Origin of the sequence: Pontibacter chitinilyticus (assembly GCF_039748935.1) — a bacterium.
Lineage (GTDB): Bacteria > Bacteroidota > Bacteroidia > Cytophagales > Hymenobacteraceae > Pontibacter > Pontibacter chitinilyticus.
Window position 1 is genome coordinate 615643 of the sequence record NZ_JBDIZJ010000001.1, and the last position, 17539, is coordinate 633181.

Sequence of the window (17539 nt, forward strand, 5' to 3'; positions counted from 1 at the left end):
AACACTTATTATCGCTTTACACCTGCTATAACGCTTGCTATTGTAAATTCTAAACAATAAATTGGTTTCTGATTGAGTGGGCGCTCACGTCAGCAGTGCAACCAAAGGGCAAATTTTAGGTTAGAAGTCTCTTGCAATTTAGAGGCTTAATCAGAAGTTGTTCAAGGGTTTAGAAGTGGTTTGCCTCTTAACATAGTATAGCTCGGGTATTCCCGTTTTCGTTCTTATACCTGCTGCCAGGCCACTGGTTTATACTTTAAAGCAGCCCTGGCACCAAGCTGAATAGCAGCAGCGCTTTGCCTGTTGCTGTTGCAATACCACGTGCGATCTAACCTTTAAAACATAATTAACCTGTATGGTTTCACCCTTTATTGCTTCTGGTTATGGCCAATAATGTATATGATGCGATTGTAGTTGGTTCAGGTATTTCTGGTGGCTGGGCTGCCAAAGAGCTTACGGAAAAAGGTCTCAAGACCATTATGTTAGAGCGTGGCCGTAACATCGAACACGTGAAAGATTATGTGAATGCCAACAAAGATCCCTGGGAGTTTCAGCATAGGGGAGGGCGGACGCAGCAAATGATAGAAGATCATCCTGTGCTGAAAAGAGATTATGTGCTGAATGAGCAGAACCTGAGTTACTGGGTGAACGAAAAGGAAAGCCCCTATACCGAAGTCAAGCGTTTTGACTGGTTCCGTGGATATCATGTAGGAGGACGCTCCCTGATGTGGGGTCGCCAGAGTTACCGCTGGAGCGACCTGGACTTTGAAGCCAATGCCAAAGACGGCATTGCCGTAGACTGGCCCATCCGTTACAAAGACCTGGCGCCCTGGTATAGCTATGTAGAGAAATTTGCCGGCATCAGCGGCTCTAAAGAGGGCATTTCACACTTGCCCGATGGGGAATTCCTACCTCCAATGGATATGAACTGTGTGGAGAAGGATGTCGCTGCCCGTCTTAAAACGCATTACAAAGGCAACCGCCACATGATCATCGGCCGCACTGCCAATATTACAGTGCCCCTGCAAAGCCGCACCAACTGCCAGTTCCGCGATAAATGCTGGCTTGGTTGCCCTTTTGGCGGCTACTTTAGCACCCAATCTTCTACGTTGCCGGCTGCCATGGCCACAGGTAACCTTACATTGCGTCCTTTCTCCATTGTTACTAAAATCCTGTACGACAAAGACACCAAGAAAGCCCGAGGAGTGGAGGTGCTGGATGCCGAAACAAACCAAACATATGAGTACTTAGCCAAAGTAGTGTTCCTGAATGCCTCTACGCTCAACTCGACCTGGGTATTGATGAACTCGGCTACCGATGTATGGCCAGGCGGTTTGGGAAGCAGCAGCGGAGAACTCGGTCATAACCTGATGGACCACCACCTGAAGATTGGCGCTACCGGCACTGCCGAAGGCTACGAAGACAAATACTACTATGGCCGCCGTCCGAACGGCATCTATATCCCGCGCTACCGCAACATGAACGGTGAGAAGCGCGATTATATCCGAGGCTTTGGCTATCAGGGCCGCGCCGGTCGCGACCGCTGGAGCCGCGAAATTGCAGAAATGAGCATCGGGGGTGATTTCAAAGATGCCTTGAGCGAGCCCGGACAGTGGAACATGGGGATGACAGGGTTCGGCGAAACCCTGCCATACCATGAGAACCAGGTCACGCTGGATAAAAATAAGAAAGACAAGTGGGGGCTTCCGGTATTAGCCATTGATGCGGAGTGGAAGGAAAACGAACGCAACATGCGCCGCGACATGAAAGCAGATGCCATTGAAATGCTGGAGATTGCCGGCCTCAAAAATGTGCAGGGCTACGAAGCCGAAAGCCCGCTCGGCACAGGTATACACGAAATGGGCACCGCCCGCATGGGCCGCGATCCGAAAACATCGGTGCTGAATGCACACAACCAAGTATGGGACGCTAAAAACGTATATGTTACCGATGGTGCTGCCATGACGTCTGCTGCCTGTCAGAATCCATCGCTTACGTACATGGCCCTCACAGCCCGTGCCGTGGATCATGCTGTGGGCGAAATGAAAAAGCAGAATATCTAAGCGCAATGCATCGGTATTCCTAATAACTTTCTGTTTTACTAAATTATTCAGCACTTATGTCAGAGAATAAAAAAGCCCCGCAGGGAGCAGAGAAAACAAGAAGAGACTTTTTAAAAGCAGGTGCAATGGCAGCTGCCGGTTTCATGATTGTGCCGCGCCACGTGCTGGGCGGCAAAGGCTTTATAGCCCCCAGCGATCGCCTGGTAATAGCCGGTGTCGGGGTAGGAGGTAAAGGAGAAAGCGACATCGCCAACTTCTACAAAAGTGGCAAGGCAGATATTGCTTATCTGTGTGATGTAGACGACAGACGTGCGGCCACTACGCTCAAAAACTTTCCCAAAGCAAAGTATTACCACGACTGGCGTGAGCTGTTCGATAAAGAAGGGAAGAAGTTCGATGCTGTCTCCGTATCGACGCCCGATCATAACCATGCCATCATTGCCATGTCGGCCATGCAGATGGGCAAGCACGTGTATGTGCAGAAGCCACTGACACATGATATTTATGAGGCCCGCATGCTGACCGATGCTGCCAAACGCTACAAAGTGGTGACGCAGATGGGCAACCAGGGCGCTTCGAACGATGGCACCCGCCTGATGACAGAATGGTATGACGCCGGCGAAATCGGCGATGTGCATACCGTATACTGCTGGACGGACCGCCCCGTATGGCCGCAGGGAATTCCGTGGCCCGCAAAGGCTGCTGACGTACCGAAAGAACTGGATTGGAACCTGTGGCTGGGCACCGCTCCTTACAAAGACTACGTTGAAAAGCTGGTTCCCTTTAACTGGCGCGGCTGGTGGGATTACGGAACAGGAGCTCTTGGTGATATGGGCTGCCACCTGGTTGAAGTGCCATTCAGGGTGCTGAACCTGAAATCTCCTAAAGATGTACAATGCAGCGTGGGCAGCGTGTATGTGGATGAGTTCAAGCGCGGCTACTTCCCGGAAAGCTGCCCTCCCTCCAGCCATGCCATCCTCACCTTCCCTAAAACAGAAAAGACAAAAGGCGATATCACCCTGCATTGGATGGATGGCGGCATACAGCCGGAGCGTCCGGAAGAACTGGGGCCAAATGAGGTCTTTGGGGATGGTGGAAACGGTGTGCTGCTCATCGGAACAAAAGGAAAGATGATGTGCGGAACCTATAGCGAAAACCCACAGCTGCTGCCGACGTCCAAAACAAACCAGGTGAAAGTGAAGCAGGAATTTGCCCGTGTTCCGGGCGGTGCTGACGGCCATTATGCCCAGTGGGTAGAGGCGGCTATCGCAGGTTACGGTAAAAAAGAGGTAAGCTCTCCTTTCGAGACTGCCGGTCCGTTAACCGAGACGCTCCTGATGGCGAACCTTGCCATCCGTGGCTTCGACATCCGCAACCCGAAAGCAACAGGCAACGGATACGATTTCCCCGGGCGCTACATTAAGCTGCTATGGGATAACCAAAACCTGCGGGTAACCAACTTTGATGCTGTAAACCAGTTTGTGAAGCGCGATTACCGCAAAGGCTGGACCATAGGCGTATAGGTACCGGAATTCCGGAAGTTATCTGCCAGCCTGAAAACTGGCAGATGATTTATACTTAAATAGTCGATTACATACTGTCATTTAATATACTATGAACAGAAGAGAAGCTATTTCGGCGGTAGCGTGGCTGCTGGGCGGAACAGTGGTGGGAGCCGACCTGCTGGTGTCCTGCACGCCAAAGGCCAAAAAGGTAAACGACCTGTTTGATCAGGACCAGGTGGCGCTGCTGGACGAGGTAGGCGATACCATACTTCCTGCCACTAAAACGCCTGGTGCTAAGGCGGCGCATGTCGGTGATTTTATGGCCATGATGGTACAGGACTGCTATCTTCCTGAAGACCAGCAGGTTTTTGCAGATGGCATTAAACAACTCAACAAAGCCAGTAAAAAAGAGTATGACAAGGATTTTATGGCCTTGGATACTAAACAGCGTACCGCCCTGCTGACCAGCCTGGATAAGGAGCAGCGGGATTACATGCAAAATAAAAAGCCGGATGCCCCGAGTCATTATTTTAGAATGATGAAAGAACTCACGTTGCTGGGTTATTTTACTTCGGAAGTAGGCGCTACGCAAGCCTTGCGGTATGTGCCGGTGCCGGGGCGCTACGAAGGCTGCACCGAGTATAAGAAAGGGGAAAGAGCCTGGGCCACCTGATCATTTTAAAATTAAAAGTATATATTAGAGATTCAGAATTGGGAAGGAGCTTCTCGGAGAATGGGAGTAGCATAAGCCGCTACTTCCTGCTTCAAGCACCCTTTTCATGATCCTATCATCTAAAAACGATACATGCACAAAAAACTACGTTTAGGAATGATTGGCGGTGGGCAAGGCGCTTTTATCGGCGCTGTTCATCGCATAGCCGCCCAGTTGGATGGAATGTATGAGCTTGTCTGTGGTGCCTTTAGCAGCAACCCTGAAAAATCGAAAGCCAGTGGCGTGCTGTTGGGACTGCCGGAAGATCGGGTTTATACTTCATACCAGGAGCTATTTGCTCGGGAGCAGCAGTTGCCCGAAGAGAAGCGGGTACAGGTCATTTCTATCGTTACCCCTAATCACGTACATTTCGCGCCTGCCAAGCTGGCCCTGGAGAATGGTTTTCATGTGATCCTCGATAAGCCTATGACCTTCTCGCTGCAGGAGGCCCTGGACCTGCAAAAAGTAGTAGAGCAGACAGGTAAACTCTTCTGCTTGACGCATACTTATACCGGCTACCCGATGGTGAAAGAAGCACGGCAACTGATAGCTGCTGGTAAGCTGGGAAAAGTTCGCAAAGTATACGTAGAGTATCCGCAGGGCTGGCTAAGCACTTTCAAAGAAGGCGGTGATGACAAACAGGCTTCCTGGCGTACAGACCCCAGCCAGAGTGGCATTGCCGGCGCCATGGGGGATATCGGTACCCACGCTTTTAACTTGGCGGAGTATGTAAGCGGGCTGGAAGTAAGCAAGCTCTGCGCTGACATTAATGTGGTAGTGGAAGGCCGGCAGTTGGATGACGACGGCGCTGTACTGCTTAAGTTTGAGAATGGCGCCAGCGGGGTGCTTTTTGCCACACAGATAGCAGCAGGCGAGGAAAACAACATCAAAATTCGGGTATACGGAGAACGTGGCGGAATTGAATGGCAGCAAGCAGATGCTAATTCGCTCCTGCTGAAGTGGCTGGACCGGCCGGCGGAGATCTTGCGCACCGGGGGTGTCTATACCAGTACGTATGCGCAGCACAATACCCGCACCCCGGCAGGTCACCCGGAAGGATACCTAGAGGCATTTGCCAACCTCTACCGCAATTTTGCCCTGAGCGTGCAGGCGCAGGAAGCAGGCAAGCAGCCAGAACCGGAATGGCAGGATTACCCAAGCGTAGAAGAGGGCGTGCGCGGCATGGCCTTTATCGAAAACGTGATCGCCTCAGGCAAATCAGACAAGAAATGGACAGATTTTACCATCTAATATAAACTATGACAACGATACAAGGACCAGCCATCTTTTTAGCTCAGTTTTTAGGAGATCAGCCTCCTTTTGATACCCTGGAGAACATTTGCCGCTGGGCAAAAAGCCTAGGCTATAAAGGGGTGCAGATCCCCACATGGGATACGAATTATTTTGATGTACAAAAAGCGGCTGAAAGCAAGACGTATGCCGATGAGATTAAGGGCATCGTAGAAGGGCAGGGGCTGAAGATTACAGAACTTTCCAGCCATTTACATGGCCAGTTGGTGGCAGTAAATCCAGCTTACGATACACTTTTTGATGGCTTCGCGCCGGAAGCTTACCGCAACAATCCTAAAGCCCGCACCGAATGGGCCGTGCAGCAGCTGAAAAATGCTGCAAAAGCATCCCAGAACCTAGGGCTGAACGCCCACGGCACTTTTAGCGGTGCTTTGCTTTGGCATACGGTATACCCATGGCCGCAACGCCCTGCGGGCTTGGTAGAAGCAGGTTTCAAAGAACTGGCGAATCGCTGGCTGCCGATATTGAATGCTTTTGATGAGGCTGGCGTAGATCTGTGCTACGAAATACACCCGGGAGAGGATCTGCACGACGGGGTGACCTATGAGATGTTCCTGGAGCAGGTCAACAATCATCCCCGTGCCTGCCTGCTCTACGATCCGTCGCATTTTGTGCTGCAGGCAATGGATTACCTGACCTATATCGACTATTACCACGAGCGCATCCGGATGTTCCATGTAAAAGATGCCGAGTTTAACCCAACTGGTAAGCAGGGCGTGTACGGTGGCTACCAGAGCTGGGTAAACCGTGCCGGCCGCTTCCGTTCCTTAGGTGACGGGCAAGTGGATTTTGGTGCCGTTTTCAGCAAATTAACAGCGTATGATTTTAAAGGCTGGGCCGTGCTGGAGTGGGAGTGTGCCCTCAAGCACCCGGAAGATGGTGCCCGCGAGGGAGCTGAATTTATCCAGAATCATATTATCCGTGTAACCGATAAAGCCTTTGACGATTTTGCTTCCTCCGGTACCGACGATTCGCTGAACCGTACATTGCTGGGGCTTTAATATTCCATACTTACTTATCAGAAAATAATGAAAAAGACTATTGCGATACTTAGCTGCTGCGCCGTAATGGTGGCCTGCAACAATGCAACGGAGAACACCGCTGAAAATGAAACAGCGCAGGAAAACACCTATACAGATGCGACTTCAGATGCAGAAGTAAATGCCGCTAGCAGGCAATCGGAGGTAGATACCAGTGTCAATAACATTGGTACCGATCGGAGTAATGTGGCTGAACAGACGACGGACGATTATGAGAAAGGTAAAAAACTGATCGCACAGTCTGATTGCCTTTCCTGCCACCAGGTAGATAAAAAACTGGTTGGCCCTGCTTATGCAGATGTAGCCAAGAAGTATGAAATGAACGAAAAGAACATCGATTACCTCTCCAATAAAATTATACAGGGTGGAGCCGGCGTATGGGGCCAGATACCAATGACACCTCATCCGGACCTGAGCAAAGAGGATGCGGCTGAAATGGCTAAATACGTTTTATCCCTAAATAAATAAGCACCTCTATGAAGCGACACCTGCTCACCTTATTGCCCCTTGCGGCGCTCATGCTAGGCTGCCAGTCAGAGCAGCAGGACACCACGGCCGACAACGCCAACGCGACTGCTCCGACAGAAACGCAGGACGGGTGGATACCACTTTTTAATGGAAAGAACCTGGAAAGCTGGCATTCTTACGGACAAAGTACTGCTGGGAAAGCCTGGGAGGTGGAAGACAGCACCATTCACCTGGCAACCACCAACCCTTCCGGCGGAGAGCCGATCAAAGGCGGCGACCTTGTAACAGACGAGTCATTCGAAGACTTTGATTTGAAACTGGATTGGAAGATCTCGCCCAAAGGCAATAGCGGCATTATCTTTTACGTGCATGAAGATACTGCCAAGTATAAGGAAACCTGGAATACGGGCCTTGAAATGCAAGTGCTGGATAACAATGGCCACCCGGATGCGCAGATTGTGAAGCACCGTGCCGGTGACCTGTACGACCTGATCGCCAGTAGCTCAGAGCCGGTGAAACCGGCAGGAGAGTGGAATCATGCTGAAATCATCAGCAATGACGGCAAACTGGACCTATACCTGAACGGCACAAAGGTAGTAACGACCACCCTTTGGGACGACAATTGGAAAAAAATGGTAGCGGACAGCAAGTTTTCTTCCATGCCTGATTTCGGCACTTTCAAGTCCGGTAAAATTGCGCTGCAGGACCACGGCCACGATGTGTGGTTCCGGAATATCATGATCAAACGCTTATAGCCCCGAAAGAGCAGTTCAAACCCTGTTGTACAACCTTCTACTCTAAACTTTATACTCCTTATGCAAACGATTCAACGCGGCAAACTTTTCTGGGCAAGCTGCTTTGCCCTGCTGGTAACCTCACTATCCTTTGGTATTCGTGCAGGCATCCTGAACCAACTGGGGATTGATTTCCAGTTAAATGCCTCTGAACTGGGTACTATTACAGCAACTGCCTTCTGGGGCTTTCCGCTGGCCATCGTGATCGGTGGTTTTATTGTTGATATCATCGGAATGAAACGGCTGCTGGTGCTGGCCTTCTTCTTTCACCTGGCAGGTATTCTGATGACGGTGTTCGCACAAGGCTACTGGACCCTGTTTCTCTCTACGCTGCTGATCGGCATTGCCAATGGTACAGTAGAGGCGGCGTGTAATCCACTGGTTGCAACACTTTTCCCGGAAGAGAAAACAACACGCCTGAACTATTTCCACCTGTGGTTCCCGGGCGGTATTGTGATCGGTACGCTGCTGGTTTTCCTGTTCAACATGATTGGGCTGGGCTGGCAGATACAAGTTGCTGTGATGATCATTCCGACGCTATTCTACGGCTACCTTTTCCTGAAGTTGGACTTCCCTGTTACCGAGCGCGTAGCTTCCGGTTATACTACTTCGCAGATGTATAGATCCATTTTTACGCCTTTATACCTCTTCATCTTCATTTGTATGTTTGGCACTGCCATTACCGAGCTGTTCACCGGCCAGTGGATTGACGTGCTCCTGAAAAATGTGACAGACAACGCGCTCCTGATTCTGACGCTGACGACAGGCGTACAGGTGCTTGGCCGTGCAATGGCAAAGCCTGTGCTAAGCCGGCTTAGCCCCTCTGGTGTATTGTTTCTCTCTGCTATACTTTCTGCAGCGGGCATTTACCTGCTCAGCACCTTAACCGGCAACACTATTTTCCTGGGCGCTATCATCTTTGGTCTCGGCGTTACCTACTTCTGGCCAACCATGATCGGTTTTGTGGCGGAAAACGTACCCAAGTCCGGTGCTCTTGGCTTGAACCTGTTAGGTGGTGCCGGTATGTTTGCCGTGTCCATCTATACTATTTTCATGGGCGGATATTACGACAGAATTGTAGCCAGTCATTTGCCTGGCGGTGCTAACCTTGAAGAATACGTGGGAGCAACGCCGGGAACAGGGATGGCAGCAGCGCTGGACAATGCTAAGAATCTAGCTGGTCCGGAAGTGTTGCAGGCTACCCTGCTGATCCCCATTTTCCTGAGTGTAGCATTCGGTGGTCTTTTCTTATACATGCGTAGTAGAAAAAAGACACATCCGGAAGGAAACCTCGCTACAGCCTCTCATCATTAATTATTTTTAGACCTTTTCATGACGCAAATGCCCGGCCGAAGAACTGTCCTTAAGAATGTGTTAGCAGGTACTGCTGCGCTAACTACTTCCGGAATGCTGCACCCTTTACTGGCAAGTGCTGATTCCCCTGCAGTGCACAAACTGCGGGGGAACATCAAGCAAGCCGTTTGCCGGTGGTGCTTTGGCGATATACCGCTGGATAAGCTTTGTGCAGCTGCCAAAGAAATGGGCCTTAAAGGGATTGACCTGGTAGGGCCTCAGGATTGGCCAGTATTGCAGAAGTATGGTCTGCACTCATCCATGTGCAACGGTGCGGAAATTAACCTGACCGATGGCTGGAATAATAAGAAATACCACGCCACGCTGATAAAGAACTATACCGACATGATTCCGCTGGTGGCTAAAGCCGGTTATCAGAACCTGATCTGCTTTAGTGGCAGTCGGAATGGAATGGACGATGAAAGGGGTTTGAAAAATTGTCAGGAAGGGCTGCAGCAGGTGTTGCCTCTGGCCGAAAAGCACAAGGTAACCTTGGTGATGGAGCTGCTTAACAGCAAAATCGATCACAAAGATTACCAATGCGATCGCACGCCTTGGGGTGTAGCGCTGGTTAAACGACTAGGCTCTGAAAACTTCAAGCTCCTGTACGACATCTATCACATGCAGATAGACGAAGGCGACGTGATCCGAACCATTAAAGACAATCATCCCTACTTTGCCCACTACCACACCGCAGGTGTGCCGGGGCGGCATGAGTTAGATGAGACACAGGAGCTAAATTACCCGGCCATCATGCAGGCGATTCGCGATACGGGCTTTACAGGATTTGTAGCACAGGAGTTTATCCCCGTACAGCCTGACAAACTTGCATCCCTGCGAAAAGCGGTGCAGCTCTGCGATGTCTGAACGGCCGGTAACTTAATGACGAAACAATTTTTACTATAGAGAAATGAACAATAGACGATCTTTCCTTCAAAAACTGGGGATGCTATCTGCCAGTTTTGCTTTGGGCCCAGTTTTGGTTGCCTGTAACAACGAAAACAAGTCAATGGCAGAAAGCGATACAGCTGCTGCTACTGCTGGTGGTGCCGCTGAGAATAAGCCTACTCCCGTAAATGTCAAAACAGTCGGGCTTCAGCTTTATACTTTGCGCGACGTGATCGGGGACGATGTAAAAGGAGCTTTGTCTAAAGTTTCTCAAGCAGGCTATGCAGATGTGGAAACCTTCGGCTATTCCAAAGACAAAGGTTTCTGGGGACTGGATCCGAAAGCGTTTAAACAGGCGCTGGATAACAGCAACCTTATATCATCCAGCGGCCACTATGGCATGGAAGATTTCCTGGTTAAAGGAGATGAAGACCTGATCAAACATTATGCTGAAGTTGGGAACGCGGTAGGGCAGACGTACATTACATGCCCATGGTTACCGGAGCAATTGCGTCAAACCGCCGCCGATTACAAGGCACTATCTAAAAAGCTGAACCGAGCAGGTGAAATCCTGAAAGATGCCAACCTGCAACTGGCGTACCACAACCATAATTTCGAGTTTCAGAAGGTTGGCGACACGACAGGCTACGACATCATGCTGCAAGAAACTGATCCTGACTTGGTGAAGTTCGAAGCAGATTTGTACTGGGTGGTTAGAGCGGGCAAAGATCCGCTGGCCTTGTTCCAGGAGGCTCCCGGCCGTTTCGTGATGTGGCACGTGAAGGACATGGACAAGAACCAGCAAGACCTGAACACAGAAGTAGGCAATGGCAGTATCGACTACAAAAAGATATTCAACCAGGGCAATGACTCCGGTGTGAAGCGTATTTTTATGGAGCAGGAAAACTTTGCTTCCAACATGGACCCATACAAGAGCATTGCACAGAGTGCCAGCTATATCAAGAACACGCTCTTGCAGGCTTAGCAAAGTATAACATTTTAGCGCCTCTGATGCTGCCGAAAGCAGCAGGCAAGGGCAAAGTATAAAAAGAGCACTTCCCGTTCAGAGAAGTGCTCTTTTTATACTAGTGAAGCTAAAAGATGCTGCTTTGCTTTATCATCTGGGTTGTCGCAGCATACTAACAGTAGGAAAGCAGGTAACTTTGGTTATACTTACACTTTGGGTAAGACAACAAGTGCCGATGTCAGTTACTATCTGATACACAGCAGGACCGGGAAATAACTATTGTGGCACTTTCAGGTTTATGTATGTACATTTGTTCAGTACTTCTTTCATATTAAACCCAAAACCATGCTAGAGACAAAAGGATATGCGGCACACGATGCTGCTTCATTACTGGGGCCGTTTAACTTCGAACGGCGGGAGGTAGGAGCGCATGACGTGCTGATTGATATTTTATACTGCGGGGTTTGCCACTCCGATATTCACCAGGCGCGCAACGAATGGGGAGGTTCTATCTACCCGATGGTACCCGGACACGAGATCGTAGGCCGCATCAGCCGGGTAGGAGAAAAAGTTACCAAGTTCAAGGAAGGCGACCTGGCCGGCGTTGGTTGCTTTGTTGATTCCTGCCGCACCTGCCCGAGCTGCCAGGAAGGGCTTGAGCAGTATTGCGAAGTGCACAACGTGGGCACTTACAACAGCTATGAACTGGATAAAGAAACGCCTACTTACGGCGGTTACTCGAACCAGATTGTAGTAGATGAACAGTATACGCTTAAAGTTTCAGAAAAGCTCGACCTGTCGCGCGTAGCGCCGCTGCTTTGCGCCGGCATTACCACCTACTCGCCACTGATGACCTGGAAAGTAGGAAAAGGACACCGCCTGGCGGTTGTTGGCTTGGGCGGTTTAGGCCACATGGCCGTAAAACTTGGTGCTTCGCTGGGAGCCAATGTAACGGTGCTGAGCACCTCGCCTTCCAAAGAGAAAGACGCCATTGACTTGGGCGCGCACAGCTTCGCCATTACTAAAGACGAGCTGGTGATGCGCGAGTTGCAGGGCTCCTTCGACTTTATACTTGACACGGTGTCGGCACCGCACGACCTGAATCTATACCTGAGCCTGCTGAAGCGGGATGGTACTATGATTTTGGTAGGCGCGCCGCCAGAGCCGGCTGCCGTAGCTGGTTTTAGCCTGATTGCCAAACGCAAACGTTTGGTAGGCTCCATGATCGGCGGTATCAAAGAAACACAGGAGATGTTAGACTATTGTGCTGAGCACAACATCATGTCTGATGTGGAGGTGATTCCGATCCAGGAGATCAACACTGCCTATGAGCGGGTGCTGAAAAGCGATGTAAAGTATAGGTTTGTCATCGATATGGCTTCACTGAACTAAGCTTCGTTGCATGGCCAAGTAAAAGTAAAAAGCCCCGGCAAGTATAGCCGGGGCTTTTTGTTGTGTTAGCATTTCAGATTACCTACACAAGTATACATCAGGCCATTACCGGGCGCGCATAGGCCTTGGCATCTTCCAGTGATATTTCTGGGCCGCTCATGATTACGAGGCGCTCTACCACGTTGCGCAGCTCCCGCACATTGCCGCGCCAATCTAGTTGCTGCAGGTATTGCAATGCCTCTGGTGTAATTACTTTTGGCTTATTACCATAATCGGTGGCTATGTCGTTCAGGAACTTGCCTACTAACTCCGGTATATCTTCGCGTCGCTCATTCAGCGGCGGCACATGAATCAGGATCACGCCCAAACGGTGGTATAGGTCTTCCCGGAAGTTGCGGGCTTCGATCTCTTCCAGCAGGTTTTTGTTGGTGGCCGCTACCACCCGCACATCCACCTGAATGTCTTTGTCGCCGCCTACGCGGGTGATCTTATGCTCCTGCAGCGCGCGTAGCACCTTAGCCTGTGCCGAGAGGCTCATATCACCCACCTCATCGAGAAACAAAGTGCCGCCGGTAGCCTGCTCAAATTTACCGATGCGTTGCTTTACCGCCGAAGTAAACGAACCTTTTTCGTGGCCAAACAGCTCACTTTCGATCAGTTCGCTAGGGATGGCAGCGCAGTTAACTTCTACTAAAGGGCCACTGCTGCGGTTGCTTTGCTCGTGCAGCGCACGCGCCACCAGTTCCTTGCCGGAGCCGTTCGGGCCCGTAATCAGCACCCGTGCATCGGTTGGAGCTACTTTTTCGATGGCCTGTTTCACCCGCAACAGCGCAGGCGAAGTGCCCACCATTTCATACGTTTTGGAGATCTTCTTCTTCAGGATCTTGGTTTCTGTTACCAGGCTCGACTTGTCCAGCGCATTGCGTACTGATACCAGCAGGCGGTTTAGATCCGGTGGTTTCTGCAGAAAATCGTAGGCTCCTTTTTTTGTGGCTTCCACAGCGGTATCAATGGTGCCATGTGCCGAGATCATGATGAAAGGGGTGTCGGGTGCGAGCTCCATCGCTTTTTCCAGCACCTCGATGCCATCCATGCCCGGCATTTTGATATCGCACAGCACGGCATCATACCTGGCTTTGCCCATCAGCTGCAGCGCCTTTTCGCCGTCTGCGGCTTCATCTACATTATAATCTTCAAACTCCAGTATTTCTTTCAGGGTGCTCCGGATGGCACGCTCGTCATCTACAATCAGAATTTTAGGCATAGGTATGCGCTGTTATTTTATGGCGAAGTATAAATAAAATACAGCCGCTTGTCAAGCGGCTGCTGCGTTGTACGGGTAAAATCTGCTGAATGGTTAGATTAACAATGCCCTATCTCACTTTGCGCCTTCGAATGCTCTCTGCTTTTCGCAGGTTAAGCCAATCGACCTGGCTTTGCTGATCATTTATTAAAAGTAATGACACTGTAGAGCTTAGGTTCCAGGAAAGGACCTCCGGGGTAATGGGCCGTATAGTCGAAGTTGATCCAGAGCTCGCCGTTTGTTTCATGGAAGTGGATTTTGTCACCGCTTACCTCATCGGGGAAAAGTGTGCGCACAGCATAGCTGATATTCTCCAGGTCCTCTACTTTGCCTACTTTCACCTCGGTATACATGTGGTTTTCAGTGATCACCACGCGCGCCTCACCACCTACAGCCATTACAGATGAGGCCATCAGGATCGCATAATCGTCACAATCGCCAGCCAGTAAGCCCATACTTTCAATAGGCGGCGCATAATAGTCCATTCCGAGCGGGTCACTCACATACCTCCAGTTGAGGCGGATATGTTTGAAAAGTGAGAAGTAGCGGGTTATTTTGCCAAACTTACGGTAATACTCATCATTAAAGTATCGGGTGGAGTTCTCTACCGCAAAAGCGCGCACTTTTGGATGTGTGGGCTGCATGGCATCTTTCACACGCTGGTTCTGAAAATAAGTGCCCCGTACCGGCTTCAGGTATGACACCTTGTGCGGATTACTTTTCATATTCACCAGCATGGCATTGTAATCACCATAGACGCCTTCCAGCGAAGTATCAGGAAAAGCGGTGTTGAAGAAAAGCACGGTCAGTAACCCGAAAAACATCAGCACAATAAGCCGTGGGCTATACCGGGTAACTACAACGGAAACAGTGGCGGCGAGCATAAGGCACAGCAGAAAGTGCAGCTCATACTCCATGGAGCCATAAGGGGGGATGTAAAAGCTAAGTAATACGGCCATCGGGAACACGATCATGATCTGAATGAACCGCAGGGCGAACTTAGCCAGTTGTAACGAACGTAAAAATTGCGGCATAGCTTCCCATTTAATTTCCTCGCGTAAAAATGTTCCTGCTACTAGCGGCAACACCTACGCTTCTATTAATCTAACGCAATTACCGGACCTTTTTGCTCCTGAATAATCCTGTTTTTTTTATTTTTTTACTGTGCCTTTATTTTTGGAATAGCGGCAAATGATGCGTATATTATTAAGTTTGTTGTTCATCACAGCTATTGCTTTCTCACCTATCATATGGCCGTACTGCTGACGCCCGCTATTGCCTTCTGTTCTATACTTCTTATGAGGGAAAGGAAGTGGTGAGGTGCAGCTATCTGAGACTGGCTTTTGTGAAAACGAAACAGAAACTGGAGCACGGGCAGCATTAGAGGCTATCCCATACTTGCGTAACGGAATAAGCCTGCTACAGACAGAGATTCTTAGAGCTTCTGTTTATAGCAGGCTTATCATTTTAATATCAGGAGTACATCCTGCCAAACCTGTTACTGGTACTGAATGTACAGCGGTGTAGGTGTTAATGCCAGAATCTCTTCCGGTGTCATCAGGCGTGGGCTCTTTTTAAGGTCGTTTTTATAAAACAGCTTAAAGCCTGTAAACTGCACCGGTTCTTTCTGAATGTAGCGGCGGTACGTATCGCGCTTCAAAGTATGATGGCCCCAGCCGTCCATGTGCATCACGATCTCTACTTCTGGCCGTAGTTTAATGTTCTGGTAATTGGTAATCATGTGCTGTGTGAAGCGGTGCACGATCAGGAGCTTGGGAGGGATGTTATTTTCCTTCACCAGGTTCGCCAGAAACTGAGAGGCATAGTTAATATCAGCGGCATCATACGTGCCTATCTTGCGGCCGGGTACGCCGCCTTCTTTCATTGAGAATTCCGGGTCGATACCCAAATGCACCTGCGGCAGCTTAAGATATTCTGTCAGGCGTGGCAGCTCTGCCTGTAGCGTGCTCCTGCCCACCTGTAGGTCCAGGAACACAATAGCATCGCGCTTTGCAGCCATTGCCAGCACATCATCTATCATCTTGTTGCTCATGCGCAGGCTGTAAGTGCCTCCTTTTCCGGGCTGGCCTTGTGCCGTGAGCACAATGGCATGCAGGGCAGGCTGAACGGGCGTCAGCGAGTCTGCTTTGGTCCATTTGGCCACTTCCTCGTCCAACTTGGCCAGCATTTGCTCTGGCGGCAATTCCCCAAGTATACCCATCCGCTTCGACAGCGGGTTGCCATAAAAAGCAACGATACGCTTGCCCGGAAGGATGGCGCCCGGTAAAGGGCGCGGGCCCGGGTACGTCCATTCCGTATTAGCGGGTGCCGGATTTATATGTGCCGAAACAGTAGTAGCCTTTAGCGCGGTGGTGTCTGACGAGGGGAGTGGTGTGACAACGGAATCTGCTGAAACAACCTGCTTAGGATTGGCGGGTACTTCTGCGGTTTGCTGCTCCTGCTGTTGTGTGCAGGCGCTGGTCAGCAGCAGGCCGCAGAGGAGGGCTGTGGCCCTGTGCGCATAATGCTTGTATAAGGGTTGAGGCTTGCGCCCGGATGCTGTGTTTAACGTAGTAAAATGTGAAAGGATGATTTCAACGGGCAGTCTGCGCAATGTCATTCTAGTAAGTATAAAGTATTTGAGCTGCTGAATTTAAGCGTTTCCCCTGATAATAGCAGCTTGCTAGTGGTAGATTTATTTAATTATTTTTATTGATGGGTGTAGTGCCGTTTCAGCCACTGGCTCAAACCGGAGAGACCCGGCATCAGCACCCGCTCGGTAATATTGGCCTGATCCAGCTTGTCCCGGATCTCCCATTTCACCTTTCCCGGTACGATCACCCGGAAGTATAACTCTGTGTGTTTTTTCAGCCACATACTCATGTTGCCCTTAGCCCGCGACATCATGGAGAAGAGTGCGTACTGCTGTACGATGCGGTTGTCGAGTGAAGGCGGCTCTAGGAACAAAACATAATCTTCTTCCTGAAAATCGGCCAGTGTTTTTAAAGAAGGGCAGACCGGCTCTAGCAGCTCAGGGGTGAAAACATTTCCTTCATTTTCCAGTGCTTTTTTAAGCGGCACCGGCAGGTACTCCTTTACCTTTACATAGTCAATGCACCAAACGGCAGCATCTTCATCATACTTCGACAGGTCTTGTGTGGCAAAATGCAGGGCCACAAGTGGCGAGTAGGTCCAGTCGAGGAGGCGGGTGGGCAAGCCATGGTGCTGTGCCACGGCCAGCCAGTTCCAGACCGAATTGCCCGGCGAAGCATTGCTATGCGCATATTTTTTAAAGTTACGCAAAATATGAGGCTCCAGCTGGTCATACTGGCCACCCAGACGGGTAAGGCTGGAGCTCAGGTCGAGGTCTTTGCGCCCAGTGCCCCGGTATACATAATTGGAACGGAAGCGTTGTATGTGCTCGTTCCAGCTGTGGTTGAATAAAGCAGCCTGCGCCTCTTCCCAACTATTTACTACAATATCCTGTCCGGGTTCCATTAGTTTGCTTTGGTAGGTTGTCGGGTGCATGCGTATTCATACTGCCAAAGTGCCGTCAAGTTGCAGCCGCGCTGCAATCAGAGCCTTAAATTTTATGCTTTTCGGCATGGCTCCTCTCGTAACCAGCAGGATTTTTGTTTTTCTTTCTTATTGCCTGGCGGTCATTGTGCCGTTCTGCTTTTATGGCCTGCCAAGTGGTATACAGGGCAGCTTCCGGTGTGCGGCCATGCCGGTATGATTATACT

The 17539-nt window shown here is 50.2% G+C and carries 15 protein-coding genes; 11 read left to right on the forward strand and 4 right to left on the reverse strand.

Annotated features, from left to right (window positions below; all coding sequences use genetic code 11):
• The first annotated feature begins 383 nt into the window (after window positions 1-383).
• The 11 genes from ABDW72_RS02620 to ABDW72_RS02670 all read left to right on the forward strand — a co-directional run bounded on the left by ABDW72_RS02620 (window position 384) and on the right by ABDW72_RS02670 (window position 12493).
• The gene (locus ABDW72_RS02620; protein WP_347156897.1) at window positions 384-2063 is read left to right on the forward strand and encodes a GMC oxidoreductase; all 1680 of its coding nucleotides are present in this window, start codon (window positions 384-386) and stop codon (window positions 2061-2063) included.
• 56 nt (window positions 2064-2119) lie between these two features.
• A complete protein-coding gene (locus ABDW72_RS02625) occupies window positions 2120-3586 on the forward strand; it encodes a Gfo/Idh/MocA family protein (RefSeq protein ID WP_347156898.1) in 1467 nt (488 codons plus the stop codon).
• Between the two features lie 91 nt (window positions 3587-3677).
• Window positions 3678-4241, forward strand: coding sequence for a gluconate 2-dehydrogenase subunit 3 family protein (locus ABDW72_RS02630; protein ID WP_347156899.1), 564 nt, complete (start codon window positions 3678-3680; stop codon window positions 4239-4241).
• 132 nt (window positions 4242-4373) lie between these two features.
• Window positions 4374-5531: a Gfo/Idh/MocA family protein gene (locus tag ABDW72_RS02635; protein ID WP_347156900.1), complete on the forward strand. Its 1158-nt coding sequence runs from the start codon at window positions 4374-4376 to the stop codon at window positions 5529-5531.
• An 8-nt stretch (window positions 5532-5539) separates the two neighbouring features.
• Window positions 5540-6592 carry a sugar phosphate isomerase/epimerase family protein gene (locus tag ABDW72_RS02640; protein ID WP_347156901.1) on the forward strand — a complete coding sequence of 351 codons (1053 nt, stop codon included), beginning with the start codon at window positions 5540-5542 and terminating at the stop codon, window positions 6590-6592.
• A 27-nt stretch (window positions 6593-6619) separates the two neighbouring features.
• The gene (locus ABDW72_RS02645) at window positions 6620-7099 is read left to right on the forward strand and encodes a c-type cytochrome (RefSeq protein ID WP_347156902.1); all 480 of its coding nucleotides are present in this window, start codon (window positions 6620-6622) and stop codon (window positions 7097-7099) included.
• 8 nt (window positions 7100-7107) lie between these two features.
• A complete protein-coding gene (locus ABDW72_RS02650; RefSeq protein ID WP_347156903.1) occupies window positions 7108-7854 on the forward strand; it encodes a 3-keto-disaccharide hydrolase in 747 nt (248 codons plus the stop codon).
• A 60-nt stretch (window positions 7855-7914) separates the two neighbouring features.
• Entirely contained in the window at window positions 7915-9207 is a 1293-nt protein-coding gene (locus tag ABDW72_RS02655; protein ID WP_347156904.1) for an MFS transporter, read from the forward strand.
• Window positions 9208-9225: 18 nt separating this feature from the next.
• Complete coding sequence (locus ABDW72_RS02660) at window positions 9226-10113, forward strand: hydroxypyruvate isomerase family protein (RefSeq protein ID WP_430438138.1); 888 nt, start codon at window positions 9226-9228, stop codon at window positions 10111-10113.
• Window positions 10114-10255: 142 nt separating this feature from the next.
• Window positions 10256-11119 carry a sugar phosphate isomerase/epimerase family protein gene (locus tag ABDW72_RS02665; RefSeq protein ID WP_347156906.1) on the forward strand — a complete coding sequence of 288 codons (864 nt, stop codon included), beginning with the start codon at window positions 10256-10258 and terminating at the stop codon, window positions 11117-11119.
• Window positions 11120-11446: 327 nt separating this feature from the next.
• Window positions 11447-12493: an NAD(P)-dependent alcohol dehydrogenase gene (locus ABDW72_RS02670; RefSeq protein WP_347156907.1), complete on the forward strand. Its 1047-nt coding sequence runs from the start codon at window positions 11447-11449 to the stop codon at window positions 12491-12493.
• 97 nt (window positions 12494-12590) lie between these two features.
• Here ABDW72_RS02670 and ABDW72_RS02675 read toward each other — a convergent pair whose 3' ends face one another.
• From ABDW72_RS02675 to ABDW72_RS02690, 4 genes are all read right to left on the reverse strand, one after another.
• A complete protein-coding gene (locus ABDW72_RS02675; RefSeq protein ID WP_347156908.1) occupies window positions 12591-13757 on the reverse strand; it encodes a sigma-54-dependent transcriptional regulator in 1167 nt (388 codons plus the stop codon).
• A gap of 179 nt (window positions 13758-13936) precedes the next feature.
• Window positions 13937-14830 carry a transglutaminase-like domain-containing protein gene (locus tag ABDW72_RS02680; protein ID WP_347156909.1) on the reverse strand — a complete coding sequence of 298 codons (894 nt, stop codon included), beginning with the start codon at window positions 14828-14830 and terminating at the stop codon, window positions 13937-13939.
• Window positions 14831-15294: 464 nt separating this feature from the next.
• A complete protein-coding gene (locus ABDW72_RS02685; protein WP_347156910.1) occupies window positions 15295-16416 on the reverse strand; it encodes a hypothetical protein in 1122 nt (373 codons plus the stop codon).
• Window positions 16417-16505: 89 nt separating this feature from the next.
• Window positions 16506-17294 carry an FRG domain-containing protein gene (locus tag ABDW72_RS02690; RefSeq protein ID WP_347156911.1) on the reverse strand — a complete coding sequence of 263 codons (789 nt, stop codon included), beginning with the start codon at window positions 17292-17294 and terminating at the stop codon, window positions 16506-16508.
• Window positions 17295-17539: the final 245 nt, after the last annotated feature.

Coding starts and splice junctions, on each gene's coding strand:
- ABDW72_RS02620 (WP_347156897.1), top strand. CDS start 384: ATGGCCAATAATGTATATGATGCGATTGTAGTTGGTTCAGGTATTTCT.
- ABDW72_RS02625 (WP_347156898.1), top strand. CDS start 2,120: ATGTCAGAGAATAAAAAAGCCCCGCAGGGAGCAGAGAAAACAAGAAGA.
- ABDW72_RS02630 (WP_347156899.1), top strand. CDS start 3,678: ATGAACAGAAGAGAAGCTATTTCGGCGGTAGCGTGGCTGCTGGGCGGA.
- ABDW72_RS02635 (WP_347156900.1), top strand. CDS start 4,374: ATGCACAAAAAACTACGTTTAGGAATGATTGGCGGTGGGCAAGGCGCT.
- ABDW72_RS02640 (WP_347156901.1), top strand. CDS start 5,540: ATGACAACGATACAAGGACCAGCCATCTTTTTAGCTCAGTTTTTAGGA.
- ABDW72_RS02645 (WP_347156902.1), top strand. CDS start 6,620: ATGAAAAAGACTATTGCGATACTTAGCTGCTGCGCCGTAATGGTGGCC.
- ABDW72_RS02650 (WP_347156903.1), top strand. CDS start 7,108: ATGAAGCGACACCTGCTCACCTTATTGCCCCTTGCGGCGCTCATGCTA.
- ABDW72_RS02655 (WP_347156904.1), top strand. CDS start 7,915: ATGCAAACGATTCAACGCGGCAAACTTTTCTGGGCAAGCTGCTTTGCC.
- ABDW72_RS02660 (WP_430438138.1), top strand. CDS start 9,226: ATGACGCAAATGCCCGGCCGAAGAACTGTCCTTAAGAATGTGTTAGCA.
- ABDW72_RS02665 (WP_347156906.1), top strand. CDS start 10,256: ATGGCAGAAAGCGATACAGCTGCTGCTACTGCTGGTGGTGCCGCTGAG.
- ABDW72_RS02670 (WP_347156907.1), top strand. CDS start 11,447: ATGCTAGAGACAAAAGGATATGCGGCACACGATGCTGCTTCATTACTG.
- ABDW72_RS02675 (WP_347156908.1), bottom strand. CDS start 13,757: ATGCCTAAAATTCTGATTGTAGATGACGAGCGTGCCATCCGGAGCACC.
- ABDW72_RS02680 (WP_347156909.1), bottom strand. CDS start 14,830: ATGCCGCAATTTTTACGTTCGTTACAACTGGCTAAGTTCGCCCTGCGG.
- ABDW72_RS02685 (WP_347156910.1), bottom strand. CDS start 16,416: ATGACATTGCGCAGACTGCCCGTTGAAATCATCCTTTCACATTTTACT.
- ABDW72_RS02690 (WP_347156911.1), bottom strand. CDS start 17,294: ATGGAACCCGGACAGGATATTGTAGTAAATAGTTGGGAAGAGGCGCAG.